This window comes from Saccharopolyspora tripterygii, from assembly GCF_054778355.1.
Map to the genome: position 1 here is coordinate 20,398 of NZ_BAAGZP010000006.1, position 15,801 is coordinate 36,198.

Genomic DNA, 15,801 nt, shown 5'->3' on the forward strand with positions numbered 1-15,801 from the left:
CCTCGTCGTCGAGTTGGCTGCTTAGCGTCAGCGTTGATCGGCTCTTCGACCTCAGGGGGAACGTGACGTGCGCGTCTTGCCGTTGATCGCCACGGGTGTGCTCGCCACCGCCGCCGTGCCTGCCGCGGCCTCGGTCGGGGCCGCTCAGCAGGCCGTTCGGATCCACGACATCCAGGGCACCACTCGGGTCTCGCCGCTCGACGGGCAGCAGGTGAGCGGGGTGACCGGGGTGGTCACCGGAGTCCGGGCGGCCGGTTCGGCGCGCGGGTTCTGGTTCCAGGACCCGCGGCCCGACGCCGACCCGCGCACCAGCGAGGGCCTGTTCGTCTACACGGGGGAGCAGGCGCCGCAGGTCGCGGTGGGCGACGCGGTCGCGGTCACCGGGACGGTCGCTGAGCACTACCCCACCTCCGGTGACCAGACCCCGGAGAACACGCCGAACCAGTCCGTCACCCAGCTGACCGGGGCGACCTGGCAGGTCAGCGGCACCGGGGCGATCCCGCCCGAGGTGCTGACCGAGGACACCGTGCCGGTCGAGCACGCGCCGGCCGGCGGGGCGATCGACTCGCGCGAGCTCGAACCCCGGCGCTTCGCGCTCGACTTCTACGAATCCCGCGAGGCGATGGCACTTCGGGTGGACGACGCGCGCGTGGTCGGCCCGACCGACGAGTACCGGTCGCTGTGGATCACCAGCAAGCCCGCGCAGAACGCCAACGAGCGCGGCGGCACCACCTACACCGGCTACGCCGACGCCAACGCGGGACGCCTCAAGGTCGAATCGCTGCTGGCCGACGAGTTCCCGTCGGCGGCGGTCGGCGACCGGTTGTCGGGCAGCACCTCCGGGCCGCTGGACTACAGCTCCTTCGGCGGGTACGTCCTGGAAGCCGGGCAGCTGGGCTCGCACGTCCCCGGCGGGCTCCAGCCGGAGACGACCCGCGCGCAGCAGGACGACGAGCTCGCCGTCGCCACCTACAACGTCGAGAACCTCGACCCGGCCGACGACCAGAGCAAGTTCGACCGGCTCGCGCAGGGCGTCGTCGGGAACCTCGCGGCACCCGACGTCCTGGCGCTGGAGGAGGTCCAGGACAACACCGGCGCCACCGACGACGGCGTGGTCGCCGCAGATGAGACGTTGCGGCGCTTCACCGACGCCATCGCCGCCGAGGGCGGGCCGCGCTACCAGTGGCGGCAGATCGACCCGGGCAACAACGCCGACGGCGGTGAGCCCGGCGGCAACATCCGGGTCGCGTTCCTGTTCAACCCCGCCAGGGTGTCGTTCGTCGACCGGCCCGGCGGCGATGCGACCACGCCGGTCGAGCCGGTGGCCGACGGCGACCGGGCCGCGCTGACCGTCTCACCGGGCCGGATCGACCCGGCCAACCCCGCCTGGACCGACAGCCGCAAGCCGCTGGCAGGCGAGTTCCTGTTCCACGGCCGGCCGGTGTTCGTGATCGCCAACCACTTCAGCTCCAAGGGTGGGGACCAGCCGCTGCACGGGCGCTTCCAGCCGCCGACCCGGTCGTCCGAGCAGCAGCGCACCGAGCAGGCGAAGGCCGTGCGCGGGTTCGTCGACCAGACCCTCGCCGTCGATCCGCAGGCCTCGATCGTGGTGGCCGGGGATCTCAACGACTACGGCTTCTCCCCGGCGCTCGCACCGCTGACCGAGGCCATGACCGCGCCCGCCGACGCGCTACCGCCGGTGGAGCGCTACAGCTACGTCTACGAGGGCAACTCGCAGCAGCTCGACCACATCCTGCTGACCGGTCCGCACGCCGCGGACTACGACGTCGTGCACGTCAACGCCGAATTCCCCGACCAGATCAGCGATCACGACCCGCAGGTCGTCCGGCTCCGCGCGGAGTGATCTTCGGCGCGCGGCGAGGTTCGCAGGCGCGCAGGACGTTTCACGAGACCGGAGGTTGCTCCGCGGGTGGGGATGTCACACCGCTCAACCCGCCCACCTCTCCGGGCGTCTTTCGGGGTGAGTTGCGGCGCTGGGGAATTGCCGCTCGCTGACCCCGTCCGGGCCCACGCCCGGACCTCACCGGTGGAGGAAGACGATGAACGTGCGCAAGTCGATTCTGGGTGTTGCCGCAGGGATTGCCGCCGTCGCCGCGGGAGCCGGCGCTCTCGTCGGTGTCGGGACGAGCGGCCTCGCCACGGGCGCTGCGGTCACCGACCTCGGATCGAGCGTTCTGCCGTGCACCTCGAACCAGTACTCGGTCCGGTTGGTCCCCGGCGATTCCGGTATGAGCAACCGCCACGCGGCACTTGAGATCACCGCGAAGCAGGGCGAGCGGTGCAAGCTCGACGGCGTGCCCGTGACCAACCTGGTCGGCGCGCACGACGTTCTGCTGTCCAGCACGGCTCCGGCCGACGCCCCTGACGTGGTGCTGAGCAGCGGTTCGTCCGCGCACATCCCGCTGCACTGGACCCTGCAGGAGCCGGAGGCCACCCAGCAGACCCCGCTGGCGTTCACCTTCGACGCGCCGAGCGCCTCCAACCCGCACGGCGACCCGATCGACCCGACCAGCGAGGTCACTTGGGACCTGGGCGCGGTGGACGCCGGCGCCGAGCAGCACGTGATCGAGGTCGGCCAGGTGGTCGCCGGAGCGGCGCCCTCCGTCTGATCACCCGCACGTCGAAGGGGCCCGGAAGCGAGCAGGCTTTCGGGCCCCTTCGGCATGGGGGGTCACGAGGTGGTGATCGCCCACTGGCTGCCGCGGCCTGCCGCGCAGTCCTTGATGACCAAGGAGGCGCCGGGCTGGGTGCCCCCTGGGGCCAGGCACCGTTGCTCGCTGCGGTCGTTGCGGATCCGGAAGGTATCGGGCTTGTCCCCGTTCTCCACCTGCCACAGCTGGTTGTCCGCGCCGCGGTTGGTGTTGCAGTGAGCGACTTGAACCTCGGTGTCGGCAGGCTGCGAGTCGACCCCCGGAAGTTCCAGGCAGATCTTGGTGTCCTCCTTGCCCCTGGTCCGGGAGAACGTCGTCAAGCTGCCCGGCGGCCCCACGTTCTCGGCGGTCCAGAACTGCGCGGGGTTCTGGGTGCACGGCAACTGCGCGACGCCGTAGCCCCCGGCGGTGGAAGCGAGGCAGAGTCCGGATTCGAGGCTGCGGAGTTGTTTCTGTCCCGGCAGGGGCTTCTCGGGCGGTGGGTTCCCGGGGGCGGAGGTCGGTGGGTTCTCGGGGCCGGGCGGTTGGCCGATGGCGAGGGCCAGCAGGTAAGCGATGAGCAGCGTGGCCGCCACCGCCCCGATCACGCCCCAGGGCCCGCGCCGGCGGCGGGAGTCGGCGGCGTTGATCGTGATGCCGCCGGAGACCTGGCCTGCCTGCACCAGGTGCTCGGCCTGGCCCTCGTGGCGGTTGGACGTGGACGGGCTGTGGTGTGGTTCCGGGTCTTGCGGCACGGGCGTGGGATTCCTCTTCGGGAGGCTGAACGGTGCGGCGTGAAGATCCGCGAGTGAAACCGGTATAGCAGAGCAGCGGGCGCTGTCCCGGCGACTTGTTCAGGGGCACTCGATCGGACGTACGGCCGGGCCGAGTCGTGTCAGGGCCCGATGTTCTGGTTGAGGTGGAACAGGTTTCCCGGGTCGTAGCGCCGCTTGATCTCGGCGAGCCGGTCGTAGTTGTCGCGGTAGTTCGCCTTGACGCGGCCCTGGTCGTCGCCCGCCATGAAGTTGACGTAACCGCCTTCCTCGGAGTGCGGGGCGGTCGCCGCGTAGTAGTCGCGCACCCAAGCGGTGTTCGTCTCGTTGTCCGCGGGGTCCGGCCACATGCCTGCGATGACGGTCGCGAAGTTCGCGTCCCGGTAGGCGAAAGCCGTGTCGTCCTGGGAAACCCGGTGGCACGCACCGTTGATCGGGTAGATGTGCACCGTCGAGTTCACGACCGGCACGCGCGGCCCGTGCTCGACGTGCGCGGCGATCATGTCGTCGGTCAGCTCCGCGGCGAAGTTGGCCTTCCAGTAGTGCTGCAGTCCGGGCGGGACCAGGGCGTCGAAGGCCGAGTTCAGCGCCGGGTAGGGCATCGGGCCGAGGTGTTCTGCGGCCACCGGAGCAAGATCGCGCAGCGCGGCCACGGCCCCGGGACCTTCCTCCACCGGTCCCGACCAGCAGGTCACCACCGCGATGTGCGGGAGGCCGTGCCGATCCTCCGGGATGAACGGCAGCGGTGGGGCGATCTGGAACGCGGGGAACGCCCCGAGCTCCTCGGGGGCGTCGGCGATCAGCTCGCGGAATCCGCGCAGCACGTCCGCCGCGTGCTCGATGTCGAAGAAGATCGGGCCGCCGTAGATCTCGCTCACCGAGCTCAGCCGGTACTCGAACGACGTCACCGCGCCGAAGTTGCCGCCGCCCCCGCGCAGCGCCCACAGCAGGTCCGGGTGGTGCTCCTCGTCGGCGACCACGACCTCGCCGGAAGCCAGCACGACGTCGGCGGAGATGAGGTTGTCGCAGGTCAGGCCCAGTCCGCGGGCCAGGTAGCCGATCCCGCCGCCGAGGGTGAGCCCACCGATGCCGGTGGTCGAGATGATGCCGCCGGTGGTCGCCAGCCCGTAGGCGTGCGTGGCCGCGTTGAAGTCGCCCCAGGTCGCGCCGCCCTCCGCGCGGGCGGTCCGGCGCTGGGCGTCGACGCGCACGCCGCGCATCCCGGACAGGTCGGCCACGGCGCCGCCCTCGCAGGTGCCGAAACCGGGCACGCTGTGCCCGCCGCCGCGCACCGCGAGGTCCACCCCGTTCTCGCGGGCGAAGCCGACGGCCGCCAGCACGTCACCGGCGTTGGCGCAGCGCATCACCACCGCGGGGTGCAGGTCGATCATCGCGTTGTGGACCCGCCGGGCCTCCTCGTAGTCGGCGTCCGGCGGTGTGATCACCGGACCGCGGACCTGTTCTCGCAGTTGTTCGATCGTCATGGCCACGACAGCCGCCCCCGCTCCACTTCCGCGCGTTCGCCTCGTGGGCAACCGTGCGACCGATGCGGTGCGCTGCACAGAGACGTTCGGCCCGGGAAGCGCAGGAGAACCGGCGCCACCGAGATCCGGCGGCCGTCGTGCCCGGCCGGTTCGAACCCGCCGCTCGGCTGAGCGGCACCGGGGTCAGAAGCGGTGCCGGGTGTGGGTGAACGTGCCCTTGCCGAAGGCGAGGACCTTGGCAACGGTCACGGCGAACACCAGCGCTTCGCCGCCGTCGTGGTGGTGGAAGGCGCCGTCGCGGGCTTCGAACTGCCAGGACCCGTCCCACTTCGTGCGCCACGCGGCGGCGAGCCGCCGCAGCGCGGCGTCGTCGGTGACCTGGACGGCGTCGCCCTCGACGACGACGTCCAGGCCGCGGTCCCAGTCAGCGCGCCCGGTGGTGAGGGCGACGTGCGGGTTCGCGCGCAGGTTGACGGCCTTCTGCTCGGCGGCGCCGGTGCAGAAGTGGAGGGCGTCGTCGAGCCAGACCGCCGGGAGCGGGGTGACGTGCGGCCGCCCGTCGGCGCGGACGGTGGTGATCCAGAACAGTTCGGCGGTCTCGATCACCCGCAACGCGTCAGCCCAGGAGGTCGGCCCGGTGCCCGGTTCGCTGAACCGGGAGTCGAGCGTGGTGATCGGTGCGCTCCGGGGTGTCCCTGTCTCGGTCATGACGGGACTGACCGCGCGACCGAGCGGAACTCATCGGTGCCGACCGCGAACCTTCGCCGACGGGGGCGACCGGGACGGCAGGGGTCAGGGCACCACGGCTCGCCGCCCGCTACGAGGCGACCGTGCTGCCCGCAGTCCTCGACGGGTGGTCGTGAGCCGGACCGCCGCGGTTGTCGGCGGCTGTGATCAGCTGGTCGAGTCGGCGCAGTGCGTGGCCCATCTCTTCGACCCTGTCCGCGAGGCGGTCTCGTTCGACGCGCAGCATGCGGCGTTGGGTGGCGGTGGTGCGCCCGTTGTTCACGCAGGGCAGCAATGCCGCGATGGCACGGCTGCTGAGGCCGGCCGCGTAGAACTGCTGGAACAGGCGCACCACCTCGACGGTGTCCTCGGAGTAGCGGCGCTGTCCCGACGGTGTGCGCTCCGGGCTGAGCAGACCTTGTTCCTCGTAGTAGCGCAACGCACGCACGCTCACACCGGCCCGCTGTGCGAGTTCTCCGATCTTCATCGGCTCATTTCCCTTCCCGCGCTTGACCCTCACGTCGACGTGAGGATTTAGCGTAGCGGGCATGGACATTCGAAACGAGATCGCGCTGGTCACAGGCGCGAACCGGGGTGTTGGGCGCAGCTTCGTCACCGAGTTGCGGCGCAGGGGCGTCAGAAAGATCTACGCGGCCGCCCGCCGACCGGAGACCGTCCCCGAGATGCCCGGTGTCGTCCCGCTCGAGCTGGACGTCACCGACGACGCGTCCGTGGCCCGGGCCGCGGAGGTGGCCGGCGACACGGCGCTGCTCGTCAACAACGCCGGGGTGTCGACCTTCGCCCGGCTCACCGACGGCGCGGAGGAGGACATTCGGCTGGAGATGGAGACCAACTTCTTCGGCACCCTGCGCATGGTGCGTGCCTTCGCGCCGGTCCTGAGCGCCAACGGCGGAGGTGCCGTGCTGAACGTGCTGTCGGTCATGGCGTGGATGGCGTACGAGCACTCCAACGGCTACGGGGCGTCCAAGGCCGCGGCCTGGGCGCTGACCAACGGGATCCGGTACGAACTCGCCGGTCAGGGAACCCAGGTCACGGCTCTGGCCATGGCGAGCGTCGACACCGACATGATGGCCGGTGTCGAGGACGAGAAGTCGGACCCCGATGTGATCTCCAGGGCGGCGCTGGACGGTCTTGAGGCCGGTTCCCTCGAAGTGCTGGCCGACGGGCGGACGGCCCGGTGGAAGTCCCGGCTCGGCGAGGACCCGGCCCTTCTGTATCCGCAGCTGGCCGCGCACGACGTCGCCAAGCTGTAAGCCGATGCCCCGGGGCGGAGTGGATTCCCTGACCCACCGTCCCGGCGCGCACCGGCTTCGGGCGCGATCATCCCCGCGCAGCCGAGGCCGCTGGAACCCGGTTTGACGAGGTCTGCTGAGACGAAAACCGAGACCGGACATGCAAGAGGCCCGGAAGCGAGTCGCTTCCGGGCCTCTGACCTGCGGAGGATACGGGATTCGAACCCGTGAGGGCTATGAACCCAACACGATTTCCAATCGTGCGCCTTAGGCCGCTCGGCCAATCCTCCGTGCGGAAGCCTAGCAGGGGGTTTCGGCGCGTTCTGTGGGGGGCCTGAGGGCTTCGGGCGCCGGTGGCGGACGCCTCCACCCCCGGCTCGACGGCGCCCGCGACGGTCTGGGTACACTGTCCGTGGACCTCGTGCGGCGTCCATCCTGTGAACTCCCCCAGGGCCGGAAGGCAGCAAGGGTAAGCGGGCTCTGACGGGTGCACGGGGTCCCCTTACTTTCCAGGGAAGCTCACCCTGGTCCGAGTTGTCAGTCCGACCGCGTAGGGTTCCGACCGTGGCGCTCGCCCTTTACCGCAAGTACCGTCCGTCGACCTTCGCCGAGGTCGCCGGGCAGGAACACGTCACCGAGCCGTTGCGCACGGCGCTGGCCGCCGGACGGATCAACCACGCCTACCTGTTCTCGGGCCCGCGCGGCTGCGGCAAGACCTCCAGCGCGCGCATCCTGGCGCGGTCGCTGAACTGCGCGCAGGGACCGACTGCGGATCCGTGCGGTGAGTGCGACTCCTGCGTGGCGCTCGCGCCCGAAGGCGGCGGCAGCGTCGACGTCGTCGAGCTCGACGCGGCCAGCCACGGCGGTGTCGACGACACCCGCGAGCTGCGGGACCGCGCGTTCTTCGCGCCGGCCCAGTCGCGGTACCGGATCTTCATCATCGACGAGGCCCACATGGTCACCACGCAGGGCTTCAACGCCCTGCTGAAGATCGTCGAGGAGCCTCCGGAACACCTGATCTTCGTCTTCGCGACCACCGAGCCGGACAAGGTGCTGACCACCATCCGGTCCCGGACGCACCACTACCCGTTCCGGCTGATGCCGCCGGGCGTGATGCGCGAGCTGGTGGAGCGGATCTGCGCCGACGAGGGCGTGACGGTCGAGCCCGCGGTGTTCCCGCTGGTCATCAGGGCCGGTGGTGGTTCGGCGCGCGACACCTTGAGCGTGTTCGACCAGCTGCTGGCCGGTGCCGGGGACGACGGCGTCACCTACGAGCGGGCCGTCGCGCTGCTCGGGGTCACCGACGTCGCGCTGATCGACGACATGGTCGACGCCCTCGCGGCGGGCGATGCCGCGTCGGTCTACGGCACGGTCGAGCGGCTGGTGGAGGCCGGGCACGACCCGCGTCGCTTCGGTTCCGACCTGCTCGACCGCCTGCGCGATCTGGTGCTGCTCAGCTCGGTCCCGGACGCGGGCGCGCGCGGCCTGGTGGAGACCGCGGGCGACGAGCTGACCCGGATGCAGCAGCAGGCCGAGCAGCTGGGCGCGGCCACGCTGTCCCGGTTCGCCGAGATCGTCCACACCGGACTCTCCGAGATGCGCGGCGCCACCGCGCCCCGCCTGCTGCTGGAACTGCTGTGCGCGCGGATGCTGCTGCCGGCCGTGTCGGACTCGGAAACCGCTCTGCTGCAACGGCTCGAACGCGTCGAGCGTCGGATGACGATCGCGCCGGGTGACGCTCCGGCCGCAGAACCCGGTGCCCCGGCTGCGGTTTCGGGTGAGGGCGACAAGCCGAAGCGGGTCTTCCAGCGTCCGCACGAGCGGGCCGCCGCCGAGGACGCCCAGCAGGCCGAGGCGCCCGCCGCGCCGGAAACCCCCGCCGCGCAGGAGAAGGCCGCGCCGGATCCTGCGCCGCAGCGCCCGGCTGCGCAGCCCGAGCCGAAGCCCGCAGCCGCACCGGCCGCCCCGGCCCAGCCCGCGCAGAACCAGCGTCCGGCCGAACCGCAGCGCCCCGAGCCGCAGCCGTCGCCCGAACCGGCTCCGGAACCCGCGCAGCCCGCGGCGTCGGCTCCCAGCGGCTTCGACGCCGCCGCGGTGCGGCGGGTGTGGACCGACGTGCTGCAAGGCGTCGCGAAGCGGAACCGGCCGACCCAGGCCCTGCTGCTCAACGCCACCGTGCAGGACCTCAACGACGGCGTCCTGGTGCTGTCGATGCCGACGTCCGGGCTGGTCAAGCAGCTCGCGCAGCAGCGGCGACTGGACTTCGTCCGGGAGTCGCTGCGCGAGGTCGTCGGCGGCGAGTGGGACATCCAGTGCGTGGAGGCCGGGGCTGCACCACCGGCTCGCCCGGCGGCGCCGAAGCAGCCGCCGCAACCACCGCAGCGCCCGCAGCCCGCCGCCGAGCGCCCGCCGGAGCCGAAGTCCTCCAGCGGCAACGGTTCCAGCGGCAACGGGCCCAGCAGCAACGGGCAGAGCGCCGGGAACGGTGGCAACGGCCAGGGCGGCGCGCAGCAGCGCGGCACCGGTGGTGCGCGTGGTGGTTCCATCCCGCGCACGCCGGAACCCGATGACATCCCGCCGCCGCCGGAACCGCCGGACGAGGAACCCCCTCCGCCGGACGACGTCCCGCCGCCCCCGGAGCCGCAGCGCCCGGAGCCCAAGAAGGCGGAGCCGCAGCCCCCCGCGCCGTCGGACGACGAGGACCCGGAGTCGATGCTGGCCGAGTCCTCCCCGCTGGAGGCGGGTGCGCGCGTCGGCCCCGACCCGGACAGGGCCGCGGTCGAGCTCTTCGAGCGTGAGCTGGGCGCCCGCCGCATCGAGGGCTGAGCGGCCTCAGCCGAGTCGGCGGGCCAGGAAGTCGAGCGCCTTCGGGTAGGCGTCCAAGCGGTTGGAGCGCTTGGCCAGACCGTGCCCCTCGTCGGCGTAGACGTGGAACTCGCACGGAACGTCGTTGGCGCGCAACGCGTTCACGATCTGCTCGGCCTCGCTCAGCGGAACTCGCGGATCGTTGGCGCCGTGCAGGACGAACAGCGGTGCGGTGATGGCCGAAGCGCGGGTCAGCGGGGACGCCTCGCGCAGGAAGTCCGCGTCGGCGGCGAGGCTCCCGTACTCGCGTTCCCGGTGCGCCCGGCGGTAGGGCGCGGTGTTCTCCAGGAACGTCACCAGCGACGAGATGCCGACGATGTCGACTCCCGCTGCCCACAGCTCGGGTTGGAAGGCGAGTCCGGCCAGCACCATGTACCCGCCGTAGGAACCGCCCCACAGCGCCGCCCGCGACGGGTCCAGGCCCACCGAGGGCAACCAGCGGTGCAGGTCGGCGAGGTCGTCGACGGATTCGAGGCGGTTGCGGGCGTCGTCGGCGGAGTACCAGTCCTTGCCGTAGCCGGTGGAGCCGCGGACGTTGGGCACCAGCACTGAGTGCCCCTGCGCGACCATCGCCTGCACCAGCGGGTTGAAGGCGCGCACCGACTGGCTCTCCGGCCCGCCGTGGATGAGCAGCACCGCCGACCCGTCCGGTTCGGCGGGGGAGTAGCGGAAGCACGGGATCTGCTGGCCGTCCCGGGCCGGAACCCGGTGCACGCTCGGCTCGGTCGGTTTCTCGCCGGCCAGGTGCGCGGCGGAGAAGGTGAGCGGTGTGCAGGTCCCGGTGGCGGTGTCGGCGAGCAGCACGTCCCCGGGTGCGGTGGGGGAGCTGAAGGAGAGCGCCGCGAACCGCGAGTCCGGCGACCAGACCGGTTCGGGCAGCGGGTGGCCGCACCAGCCCTCGGTCGGCAGCACGAGATCCCTCAGGTGTTCGCCGGTCTCCGCGTCGTGCAGCGCGGGCCGGTGCGACCCGTCGACGGCGGTCGACACCAGGAGGGTGCGCCCGTTCGGCGACACCCGGCCGGTGAGGTCGTGCGACGGGGAGGTGACCAGCCACGTGCGCTCGCCGGTGCGCGGGTCCAGCCGCGCGATGCCGGTGTGGTCGCGGCCCGCATCGCTGGTCACGAGCAGCCCGCCGGCGTGCCAGCCGGGCAGCAGGTGGCGGCCTTCCTCGTCGTGGGCGGTGAGCTCGCGCAGCCGGTCGGCACCGGTCTCGGGCATGGTGTCGGCGAGGATCACCTGGTCCGACAGGGGTTTCGCGGCGGGCACGGTGATTCCGGCGAAGCGCGAGTCCGGGGAGAGGGAGACCTCGGCGACCATCCCGCCGCCGTCGTAGACGACGTGCTCCTCGCCGGTGACGACGCTGCGGATCACCACGTCGAAGTCGACGCCGTTGCGGCGGTTGGTGGCGTAGACGATGCGGCCGGGGAGCACGTCGAGCAGCCGGTGCACGTGGTCGGTGTCGCGGACCAGGGGTTCCAGTTCGGACAGTCGGGCGGGCCTGGTGCGGCGGTCGTCGAGGCGCAGCAGCGAGAGCTGGCCGCGCTCGTCGCCGTCGCTGTCGTGCTGCACCACCACGGCGCGCTCGCCGGGCAGGTAGCGCCCGGTCACGGCGCCCGGCAGGGCCGTGAGCTCGGTGCGCCGGTCGCCGACGAGCTCCACGAGTTGCACGGAACCGGACTCGTCGCAGCCCGCGAGCACCCGTCCGTCGTCGGCCACGTCGAACGCCCGCCAGGTGGTCAGCTCCAGCAGCCGCGTGATGTCCAGCGTCACGTGATCAGCCTTTCACGCCGTGTGATGGCGGACCAAGTGCGGGAGGAGCCGTCCCGGGGCGCAGCCACCCCCCGAGGCCTGGGTTCCCCCACCCGGACCGCTCCCGCAAGGTGAGTTCAGAGCGAGAACGGGACAACCTCTACGCTGGTCTTGTGCCCCGCGCAGGGGTACTGACCCGGGCGAGGAGGAGTCAACGGTGCAGCCAGGTGGCCAGCCGAACATGCAAGAGATCATGGAACAGGCGCAGAAGATGCAGGAGCAGCTGATGTCTGCGCAGCAGGAGCTCGCCGATGCGGAGGTCACCGGGAGCGCCAGCGGCGGGTTGGTGACCGCGACGGTCACCGGCGCCGGTGAGCTCAAGGGCCTGGTGATCGACCCGAAGGCGGCCGATCCGGAGGACACCGAGACGCTCGCGGACCTGGTCGTCGCGGCCGTTCGCGATGCCAACCGCGCCGCGCAGGAGATGCAGGCCCAGAAGATGGGTCCGCTGACGGGTGGTCTGGGCGGCGGCCTGGGCGACCTCGGCCTGCCGGGCATGTGATTCGAGGCGAGTCGACGTGTACGAGGGTCCGGTACAGGATTTGATCGATGAGCTGGGACGGCTTCCCGGCATCGGTCCGAAGAGCGCGCAGCGCATCGCCTTCCACCTGCTGGCCGCCGAGCCGGCCGACGTGACCCGCTTGCAGGAGGTCCTGCAGCAGGTCAAGGAGGGCGTGGTGTTCTGCGACGTCTGCGGCAACGTCTCCGAGGAGACGACCTGCCGCATCTGCCGGGACGCCCGGCGGGACAAGACGCTGGTGTGCGTGGTGGAGGAGCCCAAAGACGTGCTCGCGGTGGAGCGCACGCGCGAGTTCAAGGGCCGCTACCACGTGCTCGGCGGTGCGCTGGATCCGTTGTCGGGCGTCGGACCGGATCAGCTCCGGGTCCGGGAGCTGCTCGCCCGGATCGGGGCCGACGAGATCAGCGAAGTGATCATCGCGACGGACCCGAACACCGAGGGCGAAGCGACGGCGACGTATTTGGTGCGGATGTTGCGCGACTTCCCGGGTCTGAACGTCACGCGGCTCGCTTCCGGTCTCCCGATGGGCGGAGACCTCGAGTTCGCCGATGAATTGACGCTGGGCCGGGCCCTTTCCGGACGGCGTTCGATGTAGTAGGCGAAAACGTTGAAAACGCGAAAAAATCAATATCGCTGAGGGCGGCGCCTTTCTTCTCGGTTACCGGGAGGTGAGGCGCCGCTTCCGATTCGACGAGGAAAATTGTCGCCAGGGCCTTGACTTCTGGCGGTCGATCGCCCTGCTCGCCCCCGCTCGCGCAACGGATGGCGCAGTTCTGACGAAGCTTTTCTCGGTGCCCGATTCCTCCACGTTTGCTAAGGATCGCCTAAGTAGCAGGATCGTGACCTTGAATGTTCCATTCCCCTCCTTTCGAGGGTTACTCTCACGGAACTCTGCTACCTATGGACACAAAACGGGTGGGTAAATCCAATGAGTAGAGCTCCATCGGTGCGGCGAAGCGGAACCCGCTCCCTGCGTCGGATCATCACCGTCGGCATCGCCCTCACCACGGCTGCGTCCCTGGCGGGCTGCGCGCAATCCGAACGCGGGTCGGGAGGCGGAGAAGGAGGCACCCTCACCTTCGGTGCGGCCGGTGCTCCCGATCTCTTCGACCCCTTCTACGCCTCTGACGGCGAGACCTTCCGCGTCACGCGCCAGCTGATGGAGGGCCTGGTCAACTTCAAGCCGGGCTCGGTCGACGTCGAACCGGCACTGGCCGAGAGCTGGGAGCGCACCCCCGACGGCAAGACCTGGACGTTCAAGCTGCGCAGCGGCGTGAAGTTCCACGACGGCACAGACTTCAACTCCGACGCGGTCTGCAAGAACTTCCAGCGCTGGTACAACCAGACCGGGGCGGGGCAGAACAACGCGCTGTCCTACTACTGGATCGAGAACTTCGGCGGTTTCGCCGACGGCAAGGCGCCCTCGCTGTTCCAGAACTGCGAGAACCCGGACCCGACGACCGCGGTCGTGCACCTGACCCGCGCGACCTCGAAGTTCCCCGACCTGCTGGGGCTTCCGTCGTTCAGCATGCAGTCGCCGACGGCGATGGAGCAGTACAAGGCCAACGACGTCAAGGCGCAGGGCGACAGCTTCGTCTACCCCGAGTACGCCAAGGCCCACCCGACCGGCACCGGGCCGTTCAAGTTCGACTCCTACGACCAGTCCAACGGCACCATCAAGCTGGTCCGCAACGACGGTTACTGGGGTGAGAAGACCAAGCTCAACGAGCTGATCTTCCGGATCATCCCGGACGAGACGGCCCGCAAGCAGGAGCTGGAGTCCGGCTCGATCGACGGGTACGACCTGCCCAACGCCGCAGATCTCAAGGCGCTGCGCGACGCGGGCAACAACGTCCAGGTCCGCGACCCGTTCAACATCATGTACCTGGGGATCACCCAGAAGAACAACCCGGCGCTGCAGAACCTCAAGGTGCGGCAGGCGCTGGCGCACGCGGTGGACCGGGAGACGCTGGTCAAGGCCAACCTGCCGGAAGGCGCGTCGGTGGCGACCCAGTACTACCCGGAGAACGTGGACGGCTACGCCTCCGACGTGCAGCAGTACCCGCACGACCCGGCCAAGGCCAAGCAGCTGCTTGCCGAGGCGGGCGCGTCGAACCTGACGGTGAACTTCTACTGGCCGACCGAGGTCACCCGGCCCTACATGCCGGACCCGCAGGGCATCTACAACGCCCTCGCCGAGGACCTGCGCGAAGCCGGCATCACCGTCAACCCGGTGAGCAAGCCGTGGAACGGCGGCTACATCGACGACGTCGACAACGCCAAGGCCGACATCTTCCTGCTCGGCTGGACCGGTGACTACAACACGCCGGACAACTTCATCGGCACCTTCTTCGGCACGCCGACCAACCGCTTCTACACCGCGGGCTCCCCGTGGGGCGAGGACCTGGCGGCGCAGCTGAGGGCGGCCGACTCCGAGCCGGACGAGGGCAAGCGCACCACGATGTACCAGGACATCAACCGCAAGCTGCTGTCCGAGTACCTGCCCGCGGTTCCGCTGTCGCACTCGCCGCCGGCGATCGTGACGAGCCCCCGAGTCCAGGGTCTGGTGACCTCTCCGCTGACCGCCGAAGAGTTCGCTTCGGTGAGCGTCTCGGAGCAGTGATCCTCCAGCGCTGCGCGCGGAGCCGGTGCGAGCCGGTCCGCGCGCAGCGCCTGGGTTCGCTGATTTGAACACGGGGGTTTTCGCGTGCTCCGCTTCACTGTCCGACGACTGGCCCAGCTGGTGCTGGTCGTCTTCGTCCTGTCGATGCTGCTGTTCGGCTGGCTGCGCATGCTGCCGGGCGGGCCGGTGTCGGCGTTGCTGGGCGACCGCGCCACACCGGCGGCGCGGGAGCAGCTCGAGAAGGCGCTCGGGCTGGACCAGCCGATCTTCGTGCAGTACTTCAAGTTCCTGGGCCGGGCGGTCACCGGCGATTTCGGCACGTCGACCGGGGTGCAGCGCGGTGACTCCGCGCTGCAGGTGTTCATCACCCGGTTCCCGGCGACGCTGGAGCTGTCGATCCTGGCGTTGCTGCTGGCCGTGGTGATCGGCGTCCCGCTGGGATACCTCGCGGCGCGTAAGCGCGGGGGGTGGCTGGACAACCTGAGCATCACCTGGTCGCTGGTGGGCGTCGCGGTGCCGGTGTTCTTCCTGGCGTTCCTGCTGAAGTTCGTCTTCGCCATCGAGCTCGGCGCGCTGCCCGCGTCCGGGCGGCAGGACTCGGCGATCAACGCCACCCGCGTCACCGGCTTCTACATCCTCGACGGTCTGCTGACCCGGGAGTGGGACGCGTCCTGGAACGCGTTCGTGCACCTGATCCTGCCGGCCATCGCGCTGTCCACCATCCCGTTCGCGGTGATCTTCCGGATCACCAGGGCCGCGGTGCTCGACGTGATGGACGAGGACTACGTCCGCACCGCGCGGGCGAAGGGCCTGGGGCCGATGGTGATTCGGAGCAGGCACATCCTGCACAACGCGATGCTCCCGGTGGTGACCACGATCGGCCTGCAGACCGGTGCGCTGCTGGCGGGGGCGGTGCTCACCGAGCGGGTGTTCAACATCGCGGGCATCGGGCAGGCGGTCGCGATCGGCTTCGAGCGCAAGGACTTCCCGGTGCTCCAGGTGGTCATCCTCGCCTCAGCGATGGTCTACGTGCTGGTCAACCTCGTCGTCGACCTCTCGTACGCGTTGATCGACCCACGACTGCGGACACGGTGAGG

General features: G+C 70.5%; 13 protein-coding genes, 1 tRNA gene and 1 other RNA gene. 9 read left to right on the forward strand and 6 right to left on the reverse strand.

The window, feature by feature from the left end; genetic code table 11:
- Positions 1–67: 67 nt before the first annotated feature.
- Together ACYVF3_RS04290 and ACYVF3_RS04295 are read left to right on the forward strand one after the other, a co-directional pair.
- Positions 68–1,864 carry an endonuclease/exonuclease/phosphatase family protein gene (locus ACYVF3_RS04290; RefSeq protein WP_461152947.1) on the forward strand — a complete coding sequence of 599 codons (1,797 nt, stop codon included), beginning with the start codon at positions 68–70 and terminating at the stop codon, positions 1,862–1,864.
- Between the two features lie 196 nt (positions 1,865–2,060).
- A complete protein-coding gene (locus ACYVF3_RS04295; protein ID WP_461152948.1) occupies positions 2,061–2,630 on the forward strand; it encodes a DUF4232 domain-containing protein in 570 nt (189 codons plus the stop codon).
- 62 nt (positions 2,631–2,692) lie between these two features.
- Here ACYVF3_RS04295 and ACYVF3_RS04300 read toward each other — a convergent pair whose 3' ends face one another.
- From ACYVF3_RS04300 to ACYVF3_RS04315, 4 genes are all read right to left on the reverse strand, one after another.
- Entirely contained in the window at positions 2,693–3,406 is a 714-nt protein-coding gene (locus ACYVF3_RS04300; protein ID WP_461152949.1) for an RICIN domain-containing protein, read from the reverse strand.
- A 140-nt stretch (positions 3,407–3,546) separates the two neighbouring features.
- Complete coding sequence (locus ACYVF3_RS04305; RefSeq protein ID WP_461152950.1) at positions 3,547–4,908, reverse strand: FAD-binding oxidoreductase; 1,362 nt, start codon at positions 4,906–4,908, stop codon at positions 3,547–3,549.
- A 183-nt stretch (positions 4,909–5,091) separates the two neighbouring features.
- Positions 5,092–5,616: a pyridoxamine 5'-phosphate oxidase family protein gene (locus ACYVF3_RS04310; protein ID WP_461152951.1), complete on the reverse strand. Its 525-nt coding sequence runs from the start codon at positions 5,614–5,616 to the stop codon at positions 5,092–5,094.
- 109 nt (positions 5,617–5,725) lie between these two features.
- The gene (locus ACYVF3_RS04315; RefSeq protein WP_461152952.1) at positions 5,726–6,121 is read right to left on the reverse strand and encodes a MerR family transcriptional regulator; all 396 of its coding nucleotides are present in this window, start codon (positions 6,119–6,121) and stop codon (positions 5,726–5,728) included.
- Between the two features lie 61 nt (positions 6,122–6,182).
- Here ACYVF3_RS04315 and ACYVF3_RS04320 point away from each other — a divergent pair, with 61 nt between their 5' ends.
- Complete coding sequence (locus ACYVF3_RS04320) at positions 6,183–6,908, forward strand: SDR family oxidoreductase (RefSeq protein ID WP_461152953.1); 726 nt, start codon at positions 6,183–6,185, stop codon at positions 6,906–6,908.
- A gap of 183 nt (positions 6,909–7,091) precedes the next feature.
- Here the strand turns inward: ACYVF3_RS04320 and ACYVF3_RS04325 are convergent.
- Positions 7,092–7,177 (reverse strand) — tRNA-Ser (locus ACYVF3_RS04325).
- 121 nt (positions 7,178–7,298) lie between these two features.
- On the opposite strand from ACYVF3_RS04325, the gene ffs reads away from it, so the two are divergent.
- Both ffs and ACYVF3_RS04335 read left to right on the forward strand, forming a co-directional pair.
- An RNA gene (ffs, locus tag ACYVF3_RS04330) (signal recognition particle sRNA small type) lies at positions 7,299–7,393 on the forward strand.
- A 58-nt stretch (positions 7,394–7,451) separates the two neighbouring features.
- Positions 7,452–9,713, forward strand: a complete 2,262-nt coding sequence (locus tag ACYVF3_RS04335; RefSeq protein ID WP_461152954.1) for a DNA polymerase III subunit gamma and tau — start codon at positions 7,452–7,454, stop codon at positions 9,711–9,713.
- A gap of 6 nt (positions 9,714–9,719) precedes the next feature.
- On the opposite strand, the gene ACYVF3_RS04340 is transcribed toward ACYVF3_RS04335, so the two are convergent.
- Complete coding sequence (locus ACYVF3_RS04340) at positions 9,720–11,522, reverse strand: S9 family peptidase (protein WP_461152955.1); 1,803 nt, start codon at positions 11,520–11,522, stop codon at positions 9,720–9,722.
- Between the two features lie 220 nt (positions 11,523–11,742).
- On the opposite strand from ACYVF3_RS04340, the gene ACYVF3_RS04345 reads away from it, so the two are divergent.
- The 4 genes from ACYVF3_RS04345 (at position 11,743) to ACYVF3_RS04360 (ending at position 15,799) form a co-directional block, all read left to right on the forward strand.
- Positions 11,743–12,063, forward strand: a complete 321-nt coding sequence (locus tag ACYVF3_RS04345; protein WP_222429403.1) for a YbaB/EbfC family nucleoid-associated protein — start codon at positions 11,743–11,745, stop codon at positions 12,061–12,063.
- 16 nt (positions 12,064–12,079) lie between these two features.
- Entirely contained in the window at positions 12,080–12,676 is a 597-nt protein-coding gene (recR, locus tag ACYVF3_RS04350) for a recombination mediator RecR (protein WP_461152956.1), read from the forward strand.
- Positions 12,677–13,009: 333 nt separating this feature from the next.
- The gene (locus tag ACYVF3_RS04355; protein ID WP_461152957.1) at positions 13,010–14,704 is read left to right on the forward strand and encodes an ABC transporter substrate-binding protein; all 1,695 of its coding nucleotides are present in this window, start codon (positions 13,010–13,012) and stop codon (positions 14,702–14,704) included.
- Between the two features lie 84 nt (positions 14,705–14,788).
- Positions 14,789–15,799 (forward strand): ABC transporter permease, encoded by a 1,011-nt coding sequence (locus tag ACYVF3_RS04360; RefSeq protein ID WP_461152958.1) that lies wholly within the window; start codon positions 14,789–14,791, stop codon positions 15,797–15,799.
- The last annotated feature ends 2 nt before the right edge of the window (positions 15,800–15,801 follow it).

What these genes read in the sequence shown, in the direction of transcription:
- ACYVF3_RS04320 (WP_461152953.1), top strand. Translation starts at nt 6,183, where the DNA reads ATGGACATTCGAAACGAGATCGCGCTGGTCACAGGCGCGAACCGGGGT.
- ACYVF3_RS04310 (WP_461152951.1), bottom strand. Translation starts at nt 5,616, where the DNA reads ATGACCGAGACAGGGACACCCCGGAGCGCACCGATCACCACGCTCGAC.
- ACYVF3_RS04305 (WP_461152950.1), bottom strand. Translation starts at nt 4,908, where the DNA reads ATGACGATCGAACAACTGCGAGAACAGGTCCGCGGTCCGGTGATCACA.
- ACYVF3_RS04355 (WP_461152957.1), top strand. Translation starts at nt 13,010, where the DNA reads ATGAGTAGAGCTCCATCGGTGCGGCGAAGCGGAACCCGCTCCCTGCGT.
- ACYVF3_RS04345 (WP_222429403.1), top strand. Translation starts at nt 11,743, where the DNA reads ATGCAAGAGATCATGGAACAGGCGCAGAAGATGCAGGAGCAGCTGATG.
- ACYVF3_RS04315 (WP_461152952.1), bottom strand. Translation starts at nt 6,121, where the DNA reads ATGAAGATCGGAGAACTCGCACAGCGGGCCGGTGTGAGCGTGCGTGCG.
- ACYVF3_RS04295 (WP_461152948.1), top strand. Translation starts at nt 2,061, where the DNA reads ATGAACGTGCGCAAGTCGATTCTGGGTGTTGCCGCAGGGATTGCCGCC.